At 44.1% G+C, this 15,489-nt stretch carries 13 protein-coding genes; 7 read left to right on the top strand and 6 right to left on the bottom strand.

Going from position 1 to position 15,489, the window contains the following annotated elements; translation table 11 throughout:
- Positions 1-8: 8 nt before the first annotated feature.
- Positions 9-1,427 (bottom strand): McrB family protein, encoded by a 1,419-nt coding sequence (locus AAEY78_RS01020; protein WP_352336537.1) that lies wholly within the window; start codon positions 1,425-1,427, stop codon positions 9-11.
- A gap of 252 nt (positions 1,428-1,679) precedes the next feature.
- Here AAEY78_RS01020 and AAEY78_RS01015 point away from each other — a divergent pair, with 252 nt between their 5' ends.
- A complete protein-coding gene (locus tag AAEY78_RS01015) occupies positions 1,680-2,363 on the top strand; it encodes a DUF4442 domain-containing protein (protein WP_352336536.1) in 684 nt (227 codons plus the stop codon).
- Positions 2,364-2,520: 157 nt separating this feature from the next.
- Positions 2,521-3,036, top strand: coding sequence for a RidA family protein (locus tag AAEY78_RS01010; RefSeq protein WP_352336534.1), 516 nt, complete (start codon positions 2,521-2,523; stop codon positions 3,034-3,036).
- Between the two features lie 43 nt (positions 3,037-3,079).
- Here the strand turns inward: AAEY78_RS01010 and gspE are convergent, their stop codons facing one another.
- Positions 3,080-4,603 carry a type II secretion system ATPase GspE gene (gene gspE, locus AAEY78_RS01005; protein ID WP_352336533.1) on the bottom strand — a complete coding sequence of 508 codons (1,524 nt, stop codon included), beginning with the start codon at positions 4,601-4,603 and terminating at the stop codon, positions 3,080-3,082.
- A 406-nt stretch (positions 4,604-5,009) separates the two neighbouring features.
- Here gspE and AAEY78_RS01000 point away from each other — a divergent pair, with 406 nt between their 5' ends.
- Both AAEY78_RS01000 and AAEY78_RS00995 read left to right on the top strand, forming a co-directional pair.
- Complete coding sequence (locus AAEY78_RS01000; RefSeq protein ID WP_352336820.1) at positions 5,010-5,834, top strand: thiazole synthase; 825 nt, start codon at positions 5,010-5,012, stop codon at positions 5,832-5,834.
- Between the two features lie 103 nt (positions 5,835-5,937).
- Complete coding sequence (locus tag AAEY78_RS00995) at positions 5,938-7,329, top strand: WS/DGAT/MGAT family O-acyltransferase (protein ID WP_352336531.1); 1,392 nt, start codon at positions 5,938-5,940, stop codon at positions 7,327-7,329.
- Positions 7,330-7,478: 149 nt separating this feature from the next.
- On the opposite strand, the gene AAEY78_RS00990 is transcribed toward AAEY78_RS00995, so the two are convergent.
- Together AAEY78_RS00990 and dxs are read right to left on the bottom strand one after the other, a co-directional pair.
- The gene (locus tag AAEY78_RS00990; protein ID WP_182406085.1) at positions 7,479-8,306 is read right to left on the bottom strand and encodes an inositol monophosphatase family protein; all 828 of its coding nucleotides are present in this window, start codon (positions 8,304-8,306) and stop codon (positions 7,479-7,481) included.
- Positions 8,307-8,646: 340 nt separating this feature from the next.
- Entirely contained in the window at positions 8,647-10,704 is a 2,058-nt protein-coding gene (dxs, locus tag AAEY78_RS00985) for a 1-deoxy-D-xylulose-5-phosphate synthase (RefSeq protein ID WP_352336529.1), read from the bottom strand.
- A gap of 504 nt (positions 10,705-11,208) precedes the next feature.
- Here dxs and ribA point away from each other — a divergent pair.
- From ribA to AAEY78_RS00970, 3 genes are all read left to right on the top strand, one after another.
- A complete protein-coding gene (gene ribA, locus AAEY78_RS00980; RefSeq protein ID WP_352336527.1) occupies positions 11,209-11,892 on the top strand; it encodes a GTP cyclohydrolase II in 684 nt (227 codons plus the stop codon).
- A gap of 110 nt (positions 11,893-12,002) precedes the next feature.
- Positions 12,003-12,977, top strand: coding sequence for an oxygen-dependent coproporphyrinogen oxidase (gene hemF, locus AAEY78_RS00975; protein WP_352336819.1), 975 nt, complete (start codon positions 12,003-12,005; stop codon positions 12,975-12,977).
- A 271-nt stretch (positions 12,978-13,248) separates the two neighbouring features.
- Complete coding sequence (locus AAEY78_RS00970) at positions 13,249-13,719, top strand: c-type cytochrome (RefSeq protein ID WP_352336526.1); 471 nt, start codon at positions 13,249-13,251, stop codon at positions 13,717-13,719.
- A 182-nt stretch (positions 13,720-13,901) separates the two neighbouring features.
- Here AAEY78_RS00970 and gloA read toward each other — a convergent pair whose 3' ends face one another.
- Positions 13,902-14,462: a lactoylglutathione lyase gene (gene gloA / locus AAEY78_RS00965; protein WP_352336525.1), complete on the bottom strand. Its 561-nt coding sequence runs from the start codon at positions 14,460-14,462 to the stop codon at positions 13,902-13,904.
- Positions 14,463-14,531: 69 nt separating this feature from the next.
- On the bottom strand, positions 14,532-15,167 hold the full coding sequence (locus AAEY78_RS00960) for a carbonic anhydrase (protein WP_352336524.1): 636 nt from the start codon (positions 15,165-15,167) through the stop codon (positions 14,532-14,534).
- Positions 15,168-15,489: the final 322 nt, after the last annotated feature.

Raw genomic sequence — 15,489 nt, 5'->3', positions numbered from 1 at the left:
AATATATCTTATCCATATAGACGCTGATAAACCGCCACCTGCGCAAACGCACCTGTTTTAGCTATTAAATCTGGATTAATGCTATAGTTGCTATGGCTCATCCTTGGTTCAAAAAAAGGCTGTTGAGCGCCAAAATTTTGCTGTTTGTGGGTAGGATTATTTGGTTCATTACGCAGGTTCGATTGCAACAGCAACGCTTGACTATCGTGAATAAATTGCGCGGTAAAAGGCTGCTGCTCATCGCAAAACAGATACTGCAACAAGCTCACTTGTCCGCCAGTGACTTGCACCAATTGCGGAAGAACTTGTTCAATTAACACTGTTTGCAACTGCACTATATCCTTTACAGTACAAAAAAAGGCATGACCCAATTGTGCTTCTGCTCCTAAACTTTCAATAATTCTTTGATTAAGACCCATAAGCAACTGAGCTAAATCAATCTCGTTTATAGGGGCATTTTCGTTGCTACTATTATCATCACTTAAGACTGTAATCGTAGGTAATAATTCTGGTCGCGGCGGACAGTCAATAAAGCGGAAACGGCGGCGCATGGCTATATCGAGCGGTGCTAGCGAATGGTCTTGAGTATTCATCGTGGCATAGATATCGACATTGGCAGGCACGCTAAATGAGCGTCCAGAGTATGCCAAATTCACTTGCATGGCATGGGCTTGTCCGCTGCGTTTGTCTGGCTCAATTAAGCTGAGCAGCTCGCCAAATACCCGTGAGACATTGGCGCGGTTGAGCTCATCGATGAGCATCGCATAACGCTGATTCGGGTCATTTGCAGCGCGCTGGCACAACTGCAAGAACGCCCCATCTTGAATACCATAGCTGATTTGCCCTTGAGTATTGCCTCCCAACACCGGGCGAATCCCTTCAACAAATTCCTCATAGCCATAGGCTTGATGAAAACTTACCATACTAAAGCGCGACTTTTGCATCGCGTTAATGTTTGTCTGTGCTTGCTGATACTCTAGCAACTGCATGGACAATTCAGCCAATAACGGCAAACATTCGGGCAGTAAAAACCACGCGCCACTGTTATCTTTATCAAAATAAGCTTGGCTCGCGCGTTTCTTATAATCGACCGTTTGTGAGGCTATCGAACTGTGCATTTGCAGTACTGACCACGCCGTATTGCTTAAGTTTTTATCGCGCTCATTATGTGCCGCTTTTGCTATAAAAAACTCATGCGCTAAAATTTCAGGTACTTTTACTAATTCTTGCTGCTGGTGCTTAAAGTCCAATAAAATTAAGCATATTACTTCACGCCAGCTCAATTCATGCAGCAGTTGCGCCAATAGTTGAGCTTTATCAAGGGTTGGTAAATAATCGGTGTATTGCTTGGCAATTTGCAGTAACTGGTAGGTTTTTCCCGTTCCGGCAACACCGGTATAAATGATATTAACAGGCGTATTCGGCATAACTTTACTCAATAAAAATAGGTCATAAAACGTTTAGCGATATGTGTCATCTTAACGACAATAGTTTGTGAGCGCGGCAGTCGATGCTAATCATGGCTGGCTGACGGTCGATAGTGCTACCATTAAGTGCGTACAACATTAGCCAGCATTATACAGGGTTACTGCTGGGTTATTTAGGCGTAGCAGGTCACTTATCAGGATAACTGGCCATTGATTAAACATGCTAAAACCCGTCATCTTAAGGAATATCATATGTCTGAACTATTCAACAAACTAGTGGCTACTTCAGGTGCCGTATTGCCTGCCAAGGTTGTCGATAAATTTAATCCGAAAAATGATGCCAGCAATAATACTAGTAACGATATCAGCAATAAAAATACTAACGACACACTTAAACCAGTCAGCAATCAATTTACCAAATTATTAGCCGTCACTAAATACCTGCCAGCAGGCATTCGCGCCACCGTGTTATCCAAAGCGTTCGGTAAAGTCGTGCCCTACGTGGGGACAACTGGCGTCTATTACGAGACCGTCGAACCCAATAAAGTGGTGGTCAGCTTAAACAATACTAAAGCAGTACAAAACCATATCGGCTCCGTGCATGCGGTCGCCGTTACCCTTCTTGCCGAAACTGCGACAGGTTTTATCTTAGGTGTAAATTTGCCTTCTGATCGTGTGTTATTAATAAAATCTTATGCGGTGAATTTTTATCGTCCGCTAAAAAAAGGACAAATCGCAGCCATCGCTACCTTAACCGATGAACAACGCTTGGTTATTTTAAACACGCCTAAAGGTGAGATGGTCATTCCGTGTGTGATTAAAGACCGCGAATCTGACAGTGAGCGCGACTCTATCGTGGTTGAGATGACATGGGCGTGGATACCAAAGTCGGAACTCGAAGCCCGTCGCCAAGGCAAAATCGAGAAGTCAGACTAGGACATAAATAAATCCCAAAAGCCGACTAAATTTGATAAGGTAGAGACTCAAAATTAGTAAAAATATAGAGCTTGGTTTTTAATTTATAACCAATTCTAAAACCATAACGGCTATAACCATCCTTTATTATCCTGCCATTTATCATAAGGAAAACATCATGTCTACTTATACCAACAAACTGATAAGCGCTTTTTCCTCAGCATTACTAACGGGCGCATGTCTGTTTACTGTCACCGTAAGCGCCAATGCGGCTGTCAGTCCTGATGCCGACACCGTTGCCATTACTCATAAAAACGCTAAGGTTAGTAAATCTAAGCCGATTTTTTATGGCGATGGTGGCGCTTATCCGTTCTCTGATGCCGTGCGTGTTGGCGACACGCTGTATTTATCAGGGCAAATTGGTTTTAAAAATGACAAGTTGGTGAAAGGCGGTGTCAAGGCAGAAACCAAGCAAATTTTTGATAATATTCAGGCAATTTTATTACAGTACGGTTATCAAAAATCAAACTTGATTAAATGTAGCGCCATGCTCACGGATATGAAAGACTTTGCTGATTTTAATAAAGTTTATCAGACCGAATTGGCTAAGCCATATCCGGTACGCTCAACGTTTGGGGTGGCAGGATTGGCAGCAGGTGCTAGCGTCGAGATTGAATGTATCGCGGCAAAATAACGCTTCATTTTAAACAAATTAAAGTAGTGATTAAGTTGTTAAATTAAATAAGCAAAGCGTCTTCTAATAAGGCGCTTTCTTTAGTCACGCGCAGCACTTCCTCAAGTGTCGTCTGTCCACTCATCACTTTACGCAAACCATCGGCACGAATAGACGGTGTTTGCTGGCGCGCATAGGCTTCAAGCTCAAATTCTGCCGCATGGCTGTGAATCATACGGCGCAAACTATCATCAATCGGCACTACTTCATAGATTGCCGTCCGCCCTTTAAATCCGGACTGATTACATTTATCACAACCGACAGCTTTGGGCAGATTAATAATCGTTTCAGCATTGATATTAATTTCGATAAATAATTTACTTTGTTCAGGGTCAGCCTGTTGCCAACTATGACAATTCTTGCATAATGTACGCACCAAACGCTGCGCCACCACGCCAATCAGCGATGACGATAATAAAAATGGCTCAATGCCCATGTCTTGCAGTCTTGTGACCGCACCAATTGCAGTATTGGTGTGCAAGGTCGATAGCACCAAATGCCCGGTCAATGACGCTTGTACCGCAATCTCAGCCGTTTCAATATCACGGATTTCTCCTACCATGACCACATCAGGGTCTTGCCGTAGCATGGCGCGCAGACTTTTGGCAAAGGTCATATCGACCTTATTATTTACCTGCGTTTGCCCAATACCATCGAGCTGAAACTCAATCGGATCTTCTGCAGTCAAGATATTGCGCGTCTGATCATTGAGATCGGTTAGTGCCGCATATAGGGTAGTGGTTTTACCAGAACCGGTCGGACCAGTCACCAGAATAATGCCATGCGGACGGTAAATTAAGCGTTTTAATTCATCATAATCATGCTCAGAAAGTCCAAGATAGGTCATATTCAGATGACCCGCTTGTTTATCCAGCAACCGCATCACTACCCGTTCACCAAAGCTTGAGGGCAAGGTCGATACTCGCACATCAACCTCGCGTCCCGCCAGCCTTAGACTCATACGCCCATCTTGTGGCACGCGTTTTTCGGCAATATCGAGCTTTGCCATGACCTTAATACGTGATACTAATAAGGGAGCTAATTGGCGTTTTGGAGTGATAATTTCTTTGAGCTCACCATCAACCCGGAAGCGCACCACTAGCCTTTTTTCAAAGGTTTCAATATGAATATCAGAAGCATTTAGGCGAATGGCTTCCGACAATAGCGCATTAATCAGGCGAATAATGGGCGCATCATCTTGGCTGTCCATCAAATCTTCGGTTTCAGGGACGCTGTCAGCTAGGCTATCAAGGTCAGGATGATCCTCTAAACCGGCGGCAATATGCTGCGATTCACCCGTGTTACCTGCATAGGCGGCGTTCATACGTTTTTCAAAATCATCGCTACTGATACTGTCATAAACCGGCACGCTGCGCACACCTTGCTGCTGCAAAAAGCGCACCGCTTCATTAATGGCTGATAACGGTGTGGCTTTGGTCAGCACCAAAGTCGGTGGCATATCAGCATCAATCGCAAGAACAATTAATAGCTGGTGACGCTTGGCAAAACTGTATGGCAATTGCAGCATAAGGGCGACCTAATCAATAAAGTAGTCAGTTAGCAAAGGTTCGAGAATGGCTTAAAAAAGCGATTATAGAAGCGTTTAACGAGCAAAATAAAGGGATGAATAGCACAGCTGATAAGAAGATAAAAAGTCATTGACGACGTATCCTTGAACCTGAATAATGGATAGCCGTCAGCGCTATTCTAAGTACTACCCTATCAGCGCAACTCTATTGGACATACTAGCATTTTGTACGCTTATATAAGTGCTGCTTTTGCGCATGATTGGTATTTGCACAAATAACGCTTTGCAGCATGATGCTGGTTTATGCAGTCTAATATGTTATCTTTATTATCCAAATTTTTATTTTACGCTTTTTTCTTTGTGTTCTTATCGCCCGTCTGTCCTAGGATTTTATATGTTGCAAGCCATGACCCAAGCTCAATCCATTATCACTGGTCACTCTCCGCTTACCAATGATACTTTTACCGTTGGTAGCCGTACGTTTTCTTCGCGCTTGCTGGTTGGTACGGGTAAGTATAAAGACATGAATGAGACTGGAGCGGCAATTGCTGCGTCGGGAGCTGAGATTGTGACCGTAGCGATTCGCCGTACCAATATCGGTCAAAATCGTGATGAGCCCAATTTACTTGACGTCATCTCTCCAGATAAATACACCATTTTGCCCAATACAGCTGGTTGTTTTGATGCTGAAAGCGCCATTCGTACCTGTAAGCTTGCTCGCGAGCTGTTAGGCGGGCATAATCTGGTCAAGCTTGAAGTGTTGGGCGATGAAAAAAGCCTGTATCCCAATGTGATGGAAACGCTTAAGGCAGCAAAAGTGCTTATTGATGATGGCTTTGAGGTCATGGTCTATACCTCAGACGATCCGATTGTCGCGCAAGAGTTAGAAAGCATGGGCTGCGTAGCAATTATGCCATTAGGCAGCTTGATTGGTTCTGGTTTGGGTCTACTTAATCGCCATACCCTGAGCCTGATTATTGAAAATGCTAAAGTGCCTGTCTTGGTCGATGCCGGTGTCGGCACAGCATCAGATGCAGCAATTGCCATGGAGCTTGGCTGCGATGGCGTACTCATGAACTCAGCGATTGCCAGTGCGCAAAATCCTATCATGATGGCACACGCGATGAAACATGCCGTATGGGCTGGTCGTGAGGCATTCTTAGCAGGACGCATGCCGATGCGTAGAATGGCGCAGGCAAGCTCACCACAAACGGGTTATTTTTTCCAATAATGTGGCAATAATGACTCTAAGCATCAAAAAAACTATTAAAAATAATTCCTCCAAGACAGTTAATTGAATCTTAAAGTGAACGCTTTATTTTAAAGGACACGACATGAGAGTGTTGACGGCAGTTGATCAGTTATTTTTACTTCTTGAGTCACGTAAGCAGCCCATGCACGTGGGTGGATTGTTTTTATTTGAACTGCCAGAGCTGGCGCAAACTGCCGATTGCAACTTTGTTCATGAATTGGTGCAGCAGATGCAGACGGCGACCGTGCCGCCAAGCTTTCCCTTTAATCAGGTGCTAGAGCATTTACTGTTTTGGAAACAGGACGAGAACTTTCATGTCGAGCATCATTTTCGCCATGTGGCATTGCCGCAGCCTGCGCGCGTGCGCGAGCTGCTGATGTATATCTCAAAGGAGCACAGCAGGTTACTTGATCGGGCAATGCCATTGTGGGAATGTCACGTTATTGAAGGCATTTGCCCAGAATTTGAAGGCAGTCCGGAACGCTTTGCCTTATATTTTAAAATTCATCATTCTTTAGTGGACGGCATTGCTGCCATGCGCCTGATTCAAAGGTCGCTATCACAGTCGCCCACTGAGCCGATGACGCTGCCAGTATGGTCACTGATGGCACGTCACCGCAATCAGGTCGATGCTATATTACCTGCTGGGCGCTCAATTCTGTCGATTATTAAAGAGCAGCTATTAACTATTAAGCCAGTATGTTCTGAACTGATTGATAATTTTAAAAATCGCCATGATGAAGATTATGTCAGCCCCTTTGATGCGCCTATGAGTGTGCTCAATCAACGCATTTCAGCCTCACGGCGCATTGCCGCGCAGTCCTATGAGATGCAACGCTTTCGAGATATTGCTGACAAACTGCATGTCACCATGAATGATGTAATTCTTGCTGTATGCGCTGGTGCGATTCGCCGTTATCTACAAAGTATTAATGCTTTACCCAAAAAGCCGCTAATTGCCTTTGTACCTATGTCGCTACGCAATGATGAATCAGCATCGGGCAATCAACTTTCATTTTTATTGGCAAATTTGGGTACCCATCTTGATGATCCTATACGCCGATTGCAGCTGATTCATGACAGTATGAATAAGGGTAAGCGCCGTTTTAGACGTATGAATCAAGCGCAAGTGCTCAACTATAGTGCCATTGCTTATGCGTGGGAGGGCATCAATATTTTAACCGGTCTGTTCCCAAAAAAGCAGGCATTTAACCTCATAATCTCGAATGTGCCTGGGGTTGATAAGCCACTCTACTGGAATGGCGCGCCGCTTAAAGCGTTATATCCTGCCTCTATCGTCGTTGATGGGCAAGCTATGAATATCACTTTGACCACCTATTTGGATAAGCTGGAATTTTGTATTACAGCATGTAGTAAGCTATTGCCGCATGTGCAAGATATGTTGGCATTGATTGAAGAAGAACTTGGCGCTTTAGAAACCATTAGTTTAGAAGCTATCAATAATGAAAAATAAGCAGGCTGACTTAAATAGTATTATAAAAACATCATGTTTCAACGCCCATAAAAAAAGCTGACTTCAATATGAAATCAGCTTTTTTATTGCTACTTATTGATGCTCAGTATATGGTTATCAACTGACTATAATACGATTTAGCGATAAGCTTAAAGCGCATCGCCCCAAGCAGGAACAACCACTTGCATTAATGGTTTGAGCATTTTTATATTACAAGCAAAGATAGACCCTGATTCCATAGAGTTATGCGCGCCCGTATGATCAACCACCACGCCACGCGCTTCAGTCACAATCAATTCACCAGCGGCAATATCCCACGGCTTAATGGACATCTCAAAATAACCATCAAAACGACCAGCAGCCACATAACATAAATCTAGCGCAGCGGAGCCTAAACGGCGAATCTGACCACCCGCTTCACTTACTTTTTGTAAACTTTCAAAATGCTCTTTGGCATACGATATGACTTCGCCATTGCGCTTACGCTCAAGCGGATGACCGGTAGTAAATAGACCACCATCAATGGTTTTACGCTCACTGACATTAATACGGCGCTGATTTAAACGCGCACCTTTACCACGGCTGGCTGAAAACATCTCATCACGGACAGGATCATAGACAACGCCATGTTGAGTCACGCCTTTATGCTGTACCGCAATAGATACGCAGAATTGCGGTACACCATGTACGAAATTTTTGGTGCCATCTAACGGATCAATAATCCAGCACCAATCGGCATCTTCGCCGCGACCTTCTTGCATACCAAACTCTTCACCCAAATACGAGTGCGTTGGATAGCTGGCTTTTAGCGTCTCAATGGTCAACTCTTCGCTAAAACGGTCAATACGCGTTACCAAACCATCAAGCCCTTTAGACTCAATATCCAGCTCAATTTTATGACGGTTTTGATGTGCGTATAAAATCTCTTTACCGACTTTTTCAGCAGCGCGCGCTGCGATAACGACCATGGGTTCCATATATAACCTATTTGCTTGATGAATGAATACGAATAACTGCGTACTGTGACTAAAAAACACTGCGCGACAATGGGTTAATTAATAATCTTAAAACCCGCCGTCATGGCAATCATGCACGCCATACCTGATGGTTGCTATCTGCTACTGCCCAAGTTGTCAAATAATTTACACCTACGGCAAGCAGGTGGCACACATGCGCTTTATTTCGCGGTGCTATTTTATCAATTTTTTAGCGCGTGTGGGTATTTATTATTAATTTTTAAAATTTATTAAAAAACTAAGCTATTGATTATCAATATATTAGCGCCTTAAAACGGTTATTTGTCAACGGCGCTGCTGGCTAAGACAGCAGTTGTTGCAATTGACGCGCGACCCCTGCCACATCCAAACCGCAGTCGCTTAGCTGTTCTGCTTGCGAGCCATGGGCGACAAAAGAGTCAGGAATACCAATATTACAAATTGCTGGACGATTTATTTTAAAAGCAGCCGATTCATTTAATAGGTACTCATTAACCGCACTACCCGCGCCGCCCATAAGCACATGCTCTTCTATGGTGGCAATATGAGTTATGCCTTGAGTAATTAAAAGGTCTATCAAGCTGGTATCAAGCGGCTTGACCCAACGCATATTAACAACATGAATTTGGCAATCTCGTTGCTGAATAAGAGTTTGCGCTGCTTGCTCAGCCGTTGCTACCATCGTACCAAATACCAGCAGCGCCAATTGAGCGGGCGCGTTATTAGCACCCAATACTGACTCTACCACCGCTTGTCCAATTCTATAATTCTGGGCAGGACGCTGAATAATCGCGCCCGTTCCTACGCCGCGTGGGTAACGTACGGCGGTGCTACCTTGATAGTCATAGCAAGTATTGAGCAGCTGATAACATTCATTTTCATCTTTTGGCGCTGCGATAAGCATATTGGGAATACAACGTAAAAACGCGTAATCAAATACTCCAGCATGGGTCGCGCCGTCTTCACCAACCAACCCTGCACGGTCAATGGCAAACATCACATCTAAATTTTGCAGCGCCACATCATGAATCAGCTGGTCATAACCGCGTTGTAAAAAAGTCGAGTAGATGGCAACAATTGGCTTTACACCTTGGGTTGCCATGCCAGCGGCAAGTGTCACCGCATGCTGCTCAGCAATAGCCACATCAAAGAAACGCTCGGGAAACTGGCGGGCAAAGTCAATCATGCCTGAGCCTTCTTCCATCGCTGGCGTAATGGCAAGCAACTTATCATCCTGTGCAGCTTTATCACATAAAAACTGCCCAAACACTTGCGAGTATTTTAAAGCCGGAGTAGCTTTTTGTTGGGTATTGATAGCTGTATTACTAGCCGCTCTACTGTCAGTAGCAGTGTCATCCGCAGGTAATTTGCTAATGGCATGATAGCCAACAGGATCTGCCTCTGCTGGCGCAAAACCTTTACCTTTGGTGGTATAAATATGTACCAATACTGGACCCTGAACGTCTTTCGCCCGTGCTAATACACGCAGCAGTTCAGGGATATTATGCCCATCAAAAGGACCAAAATAGGTAAAGCCAATGGCTTTAAATAAGTTGTCTTCTAGTCTCGGAACCGCACGTTGTTCAGTATGGCGCTTACGGCGATCAAAGCCTGCCATCATTGGTCGTGGGCATAAAACAGGCGTGCCTGTTTCTGAGATATCAACCTGATATCCCGACTCCCACAGCATAGCCAGATGCCGAGAGAAACCGCCAGTAGAACAAGAGATTGACATGTCATTATCATTTAAAACCACCAACAAATCAGCGTCTTGTTGTACCGCATCATTCATCGCCTCAAATGCCATACCACCCGTCATTGCGCCATCGCCAATTACGCAAGCAACCGTTTGCGCGCGACCTTGATAGCGCAGTGCTAAGCTCATGCCAAGCCCTGCCGAAATAGCCGTCGATGAATGACCAACGCCAAACGTATCATAGACTGACTCAGCCCGTTCAGGAAAGGCAGTCAGACCGTCTTTTGCGCGAATGGTACTTAGCTTATCGCGGCGACCAGTTAACACCTTATGCGCGTAAGCTTGATGACCCACATCCCAAACAATTTGGTCATTAGGCGCATCTAGCAGATGATGCAGGGCAATGGTTAACTCAATAACGCCTAAATTTGCACCAAAATGCCCGCCACTTTGACCCGCTGAATACAATAAAAACAGGCGCAGCTCATCGGCTAAGGTAATTAGCTGCTCGGGGCTGAGGGATTTTAAGTCGGCTGGGGTCTCAATAGCATCCAATAATGGCGTGACCGGGCGCGCACGCGGTATCACCGAGTACGTCTGCTGCAAACTAGATGCAGGCATAGCAGAATCGGTAGCTGATGACGATGGAGAATGAGACTGTGAGGAATGAGTTGACTGCTGCATATACCGTACAATACCTACCAATCTGCTGACAAGGTGACGCCTTATCATATCCTAATGCGCCACTATCCTTTTGATATGGCGTCATATAATAATCTATAACTTAAGCTAATTGACGTAAATGAGCAACTGCTGTGTATTATAGGGCTGACGATATGTTCCCCATACCCTCATATATTCTAAATATTATGCACTATTGTTGTGCTTCAATATCTGAGAATAGTGACGACACAGTAATGTAAGGACAAAGACTTGTCACTGTATCCGTTAAAATAGTGTGGCATAATAGCATTATTTTCTGACTATCGCTAAAATCATCGTGCAACATCTGTGCACTTTATGTGATTTACGCATCGATACGATAAAGGATAACCCTTTTAGAGCAACGGCTCTACTTGTACAGGGTACCCCTTGTATTCAAAAAGCATAACAGCATAGCTATTCTACTGATAAATAGCTATATTTATACCCTCTACCGCCACGAAACATGGTCTATGTAGGATCTTAATGTCATATCAATTTATTACCAGCGCCACACTGCCCACTCGTCACGGCGAGTTTGACATTCACATGTTTGAAAATGATGCCGGTCAAGAGCAAGTGATGCTTACCGTGGGCCTGCCCGTGGTTAACCCCTTATTAACGCAAAAAATAACCAGTATAGACACGAGCGAAAAAACAACTAATACTTCTGCCAGCAATTCAAATAATAATACCGCTGCTATCGCGCCACTGGTACGCATTCATTCAGAGTGCCTCACGGGCGATGCTTTCAGCTCGCTAAAATGCGACTGTGGACCTCAGCTTAATGCAGCGATGCAAGCCATTCAAGAAGCGGGCTGTGGGGCTATTTTATATTTGCGTCAAGAAGGTCGCGGTATTGGACTGACCAATAAAATTCGCGCTTATGCCTTACAAGACCAAGGGCATGATACGTTAGATGCCAATTTAATGTTAGGATTTCCAGCGGACGCGCGCACCTATGAGATGTGCGGGGCGATGCTTGCGCATGTTGGGGTCACTGAGGTGCGCCTGATTACCAATAATCCAGACAAGGTTGCTTATTTAACTGAAAGCGGCATAAAGGTGGTTGAGCGCGTACCGCTATTGGTCGGGGTTAATTCCGTCAATGCCAGTTATTTAGCGACCAAGCGCGATCGCATGGGGCATCTTTTTGATCAAGAGTTGTAATCACACCCAAAACTCTCAGCAATGTTATAACCGATATCTTTATGAGCACAGCCATTATGAAACCGACAACGATGAATGATAACAATCTAACAGATATTGCCAGTACGGACATGCCAGATACTTTAACGTTAACGGCAGAAACCACGCCAACGGAGCAAGATATCGCGCGCGTTCGGGCATTTTTGGTCGATTTGCAAGCACGTATTTGCCAAGCATTAGAAGGGCAAGAAGCGGATGGCGGTGGCACAGCAACATTCGTGCCTGATGACTGGGAACGTCCAGAAGGTGGCGGCGGTCGCTCATGTATTTTAGCTGACGGCACGGTTATTGAAAAAGCAGGTGTTATGTTTAGTCATATTCATGTCCATGACTTGCCTGCCTCAGCCACCGCGCGCCATCCTGATATCGCTGGACGTAGAGCTCAAGCAATGGGCGTATCGCTGGTCGTACATCCAAAAAATCCTCATGTGCCGACCAGCCACGCTAACGTCCGCTTGTTCGTGGCTGAAGCGGCTAATAAAGAGCCGATTTGGTGGTTTGGTGGCGGCTTTGACTTAACGCCTTTTTATCCGGTATTAGCCGATTGTAAACATTGGCATCAAATCTGTCATGATTTATGCGCGCCGTTTGGTGACAACATTTATCCGGATTTTAAACAGTGGTGTGATGAGTATTTTCATCTGCGTCATCGTAATGAGCAGCGCGGTATTGGCGGATTATTTTATGATGATGTCAATACTGAAAGTCGTGGCTGGGATTTTGACACCTGTTTTGAGTTGATGCAGGCAGTAGGTAATGGCTATCTTGACGCTATTTTGCCGATTTTTGAGCAGCGTAAAAAAACCCCTTATACGGACGAACAGCGCGAATTTCAGCTGTATCGCCGTGGGCGCTATGTGGAATATAATCTAGTTTATGACCGTGGTACCCTTTTTGGCTTACAAAGTAATGGACGTATCGAATCCATCTTGGTCAGCATGCCACCCCTTGCCAGCTGGCACTATCGCTTCGAGCCTGCTGCTGGAACTGCGGAATTTGAATTAACCGATTATTATTTAAAACCACAAGATTGGTTGACATTATAGTCTAGATTGGCATAATGATAGTCTAGGTGTTAAGCAATAAAAGCAAACATCTGTAAAACAATAAAGAAAGGTCAGCTATCAAGGCTGACCTTTCTTTATAATAGAAAAGTGAATTTAGCCTATTATTCTATTTATTAAGTAATAACCTATTTTATAATGATCATTGGTTTTGCGACCTTTATTCATAAAAAAGATAACTAATAGCCACTTAATTTTGGGCATATTGCTTACTTATATGCTCATTAATAGCCAATTATAAAGGAGTCTTCATATGGCACAGGTTCACACCAACAATTCATTAAAATCTCTTATCGGCATGACGCTAATGACTGCGGTACTTGGTCTAGCGGCGTGTACCCCGACCCATCCTGATGTGAAAGCCCGTCAAGATGTCATGAAAAACTATGGCGATGCAGCAAAAATTATGGGTGGCATGGTGAAAGAACCTGATACCTTTGATATTGATGTCTTTAAAGAACAAGCAGCGTTTTTAGACACTGAATCTAAAACACCTTGGAGCCACTTTGAAGATACCGAAGCGGTTGGTAATGCCAAGCCTGACGTATGGAGTAATAATCCAGGTTTTATTAGCGCCTCAGAAGACTTCCAAAAAGCAGCTGCTGACTTGAATACGGTCGCTCAAAACTCAACGACACTTGCAGAAGTCAAACCGGCATTTGGTGCGGTGGGCAAAAGCTGTAAGTCTTGCCATGACGATTATCAAGTTAAAAAAGATGACTAATATCAGCAATCGAAGCTGTGTTTGTTATTAAGTCATATATCAAGAAAGCTGAAACAGTTAAGTATTAGAAAAATAAAAAACCGCCATTTCTATATTGGAATGGCGGTTTTTTATTTTTCTAATTTTTAAGTGTCCATACTTCTAACTATCTTTTTGACTATATTTCTAGCTACAGCTAAACGCTAGCCCATCAGACCAGCTTGCACAATCTCAATCCAGTAGCCATCAACGTCTTTAATAAAAGCAATGTGCTTCATACTACCTTCTTCCGGACGCTTTTTAAAAGTCACATTATTCTTATCAAACCATGCTACCGCGGCAGCTAGATCTGGCACGCTAAAGCAAATATGACCAAAACCTTGTGGCTGCTCATTACCATCATGATAACTAAAGCCGTCTTGCGTCTCGGTGCCATAATTATGGGTCAGCTCTAAAATACCGCGCTGACGAAAGGCATAAATCGCCAAATCATCACCGGCAGGCAGATTTTCACGCTCTTCATCAGTGAGCTTGGCTAAAAAGTACAAGTCAAATTCCATCTCTGGGAATTTTTTCACCGCAAGCAGCGTCATTCCAAGAACACCAGTATAAAACTCAAGTGACTTAACCGGATCTTTTACCCGTAGCATGGTGTGGTTAAAAGTATAGCCAGTGGTGGCAACCGCAATCGGCTGCACGCCTGCTGCCTGAATACTGTTGTTAGGCTGATCAATATGCGTGGCATTAGAGATAGAGTCAGACATATAAAATTACTCCAGATATAAAAATAGTGACCGTAAATTAAGCGCAAACCTACGAAAAATAAGCTGCTATTAGGTCTCTAAAAAGCGTACTTTACCCGTATCAATATCATATTCAGCACCAACAATAAGTAGCTGCCCAGTATTGGTTAGATGCTCTAAAGCTTGTGAGCTGTGTTTTAACTGACTCACTGACATACGTACATTGGCGCGAATGGCACGGTCAATAAGCGCTTCGGCATCAACATCTTGCCCATTGGCAGTCGCCAGTTCATGCAAGTTATAAACGCTCGGACGAATACGGTCGACGATAGATTGCAAGTTGGGTGAATAATATTTTTCAGGGTCGATAAGCGTCTCGACGCACGCTGTTACCGCGCCGCAATGAGAATGTCCGAGCACCACTACCAATTGCGTATCGAATTTTTCTGCCGCGAACTCAATGGAGCCAATTTGCGAAGGTGCAACGATATTACCCGCCACGCGAATGACAAACAAATCACCCAAGCCTTGATCAAAGACAATCTCTACCGGTACGCGCGCGTCCGAACAACCCAAAATAATCGCCAGTGGATACTGGTCATTGGTCAGCTCAGGACGGCGCTTGGTCATAGGGTCTGGATTGGTCAAGCTGTCTACGTAGCGCTCATTGCCTTTTTTAAGCAGTTCCAGCGCTTCTTCGCCAGTTTTTGGACGAGTGTCAATCATGAGTTATCCTTGTTAATGAGGCACGATAATGAAGAGTATAAAGAATAAGGGCGTCATAAAATCTGAATTTTACGCCGTAATTGTAGCGTAAACACATTCCAAACGGATTAAAAAATTTGTTTAAATCCGGCAGTAATAAACCTATTAGCGTATGTTATGACATAAAAGTTGTGCGATAAAAGAGGTGATATCAACATCAGGAATATCATAGTATTGTCATTCCGATACCATAAACTGATACTACAATATTTTTGAGTGAGACAAAGTATTACCCTCGTAAACGCTAACGAACTTGCACTGATTGGCAGGGTGGATTTGTTAT

Source organism: Psychrobacter sp. 16-MNA-CIBAN-0192 (genome assembly GCF_040309565.1).
In the GTDB taxonomy this organism is placed as follows: Bacteria; Pseudomonadota; Gammaproteobacteria; order Pseudomonadales; family Moraxellaceae; genus Psychrobacter.
This window is presented reverse-complemented; position numbering and strand designations above follow the sequence as displayed.

Excerpts from the sequence above, each read along its gene's own strand:
- gspE (WP_352336533.1), bottom strand. The coding sequence starts at position 4,603 with ATGCTGCAATTGCCATACAGTTTTGCCAAGCGTCACCAGCTATTAATT.
- AAEY78_RS00970 (WP_352336526.1), top strand. The coding sequence starts at position 13,249 with ATGGCACAGGTTCACACCAACAATTCATTAAAATCTCTTATCGGCATG.
- hemF (WP_352336819.1), top strand. The coding sequence starts at position 12,003 with ATGCCAGATACTTTAACGTTAACGGCAGAAACCACGCCAACGGAGCAA.
- AAEY78_RS00960 (WP_352336524.1), bottom strand. The coding sequence starts at position 15,167 with ATGATTGACACTCGTCCAAAAACTGGCGAAGAAGCGCTGGAACTGCTT.
- AAEY78_RS01020 (WP_352336537.1), bottom strand. The coding sequence starts at position 1,427 with ATGCCGAATACGCCTGTTAATATCATTTATACCGGTGTTGCCGGAACG.
- AAEY78_RS01010 (WP_352336534.1), top strand. The coding sequence starts at position 2,521 with ATGTCTACTTATACCAACAAACTGATAAGCGCTTTTTCCTCAGCATTA.
- AAEY78_RS00995 (WP_352336531.1), top strand. The coding sequence starts at position 5,938 with ATGAGAGTGTTGACGGCAGTTGATCAGTTATTTTTACTTCTTGAGTCA.
- dxs (WP_352336529.1), bottom strand. The coding sequence starts at position 10,704 with ATGCAGCAGTCAACTCATTCCTCACAGTCTCATTCTCCATCGTCATCA.
- gloA (WP_352336525.1), bottom strand. The coding sequence starts at position 14,462 with ATGTCTGACTCTATCTCTAATGCCACGCATATTGATCAGCCTAACAAC.
- AAEY78_RS00990 (WP_182406085.1), bottom strand. The coding sequence starts at position 8,306 with ATGGAACCCATGGTCGTTATCGCAGCGCGCGCTGCTGAAAAAGTCGGT.
- AAEY78_RS01000 (WP_352336820.1), top strand. The coding sequence starts at position 5,010 with ATGACCCAAGCTCAATCCATTATCACTGGTCACTCTCCGCTTACCAAT.
- AAEY78_RS01015 (WP_352336536.1), top strand. The coding sequence starts at position 1,680 with ATGTCTGAACTATTCAACAAACTAGTGGCTACTTCAGGTGCCGTATTG.
- ribA (WP_352336527.1), top strand. The coding sequence starts at position 11,209 with ATGTCATATCAATTTATTACCAGCGCCACACTGCCCACTCGTCACGGC.